This window comes from Streptomyces sp. 2A115 (genome assembly GCF_052245575.1).
Lineage (GTDB): Bacteria > Actinomycetota > Actinomycetes > Streptomycetales > Streptomycetaceae > Streptomyces.
This window is the reverse complement of sequence record NZ_JBQQCG010000227.1, coordinates 1-1190: the sequence shown is the minus strand read 5'-3', so window position 1 is coordinate 1190 and position 1190 is coordinate 1. Positions and strand designations below refer to the sequence as shown.

Below are 1190 nucleotides of genomic sequence, written 5' to 3'. Positions count from 1 at the left end.
CCCCCACCACCCGCAGACACCCACCCACCCCCGGGCGCAGCGCCCTCGCCCCCCTTGACCCTCCCCCCGCCCGAAAATATCTTTCATGGGTGAGCAATAAAGTGAAGGAAATTTTCGCGGGCGCGGCCCCACCCGCACCCGCCGCACTCGCGGCGAAGGTCCGCACGCTCGCCCCGTCGATGACCCGCTCCATGCAGCGGGTCGCCGAGGCGGTCGCCGGCGACCCCGCCGGCTGCGCGGCCCTGACGGTCACCGGTCTCGCGGAGCTCACCGGCACCAGCGAGGCGACGGTCGTCCGTACCGCCCGCCTGCTCGGCTACCCCGGCTACCGCGACCTGCGGCTGGCCCTGGCCGGTCTCGCCGCCCAGCAGCAGTCGGGCCGGGCCCCGGCCGTGACGGCCGACATCGCGGTCGACGACCCCATCGCGGACGTCGTCGCCAAGCTCGCGTACGACGAGCAGCAGACCCTCGCCGACACCGCGGCGGGACTGGACACGGTCCAGCTCGGTGCCGCCGTCGGCGCGCTCGCGGCGGCCCGCCGTATCGACGTCTACGGGGTCGGCGCGTCCGGTCTCGTCGCCCAGGACCTGACACAGAAGCTGCTGCGCATCGGGCTCATATCCCACGCCCACAGCGACCCCCACCTCGCCGTCACCAACGCCGTGCAACTCCGCGCCAAGGACGTGGCGATCGCGATCACACACTCCGGGTCGACCGGTGACGTCATCGAGCCGTTGCGGGTCGCGTTCGAACGCGGGGCCACGACGGTCGCGATCACCGGGCGTCCGGACGGGCCGGTCACGCAGTACGCGGACCACATCCTCACGACGTCCACGGCCCGGGAGAGCGAGTTGCGGCCGGCGGCGATGTCTTCGCGTACGAGTCAGCTCCTTGTCGTGGACTGTCTGTTCATCGGGGTCGCGCAGCGGACGTACGAGACCGCGGCGCCGGCGCTGTCCGCGTCGTACGAGGCGCTGGCGCACCGGCACGCGCCCCGCGCGGGGCGGTAGGCGGCGGGTTGTGATTCGTCTGCGGACAGGTGGGGGCTGGTCGCGCAGTTCCCCGCGCCCCAAAAAGGCGGGGCGTGCTCACCCGCACCGGAGTATCCAGCACAGGAAATTTCCAGCACCAGAAAGAGCCACCGCACATGACCTCCAGCGCCGACGCCACCGACGCCTCAGCCCACTCCC

1 protein-coding gene is annotated in these 1190 nt (G+C 72.2%); it reads left to right on the top strand.

Going from position 1 to position 1190, the window contains the following annotated elements; all coding sequences use genetic code 11:
* The first annotated feature begins 89 nt into the window (after positions 1–89).
* Entirely contained in the window at positions 90–1010 is a 921-nt protein-coding gene (locus tag ACTWQR_RS55720) for a MurR/RpiR family transcriptional regulator (protein WP_443235014.1), read from the top strand.
* Positions 1011–1190: the final 180 nt, after the last annotated feature.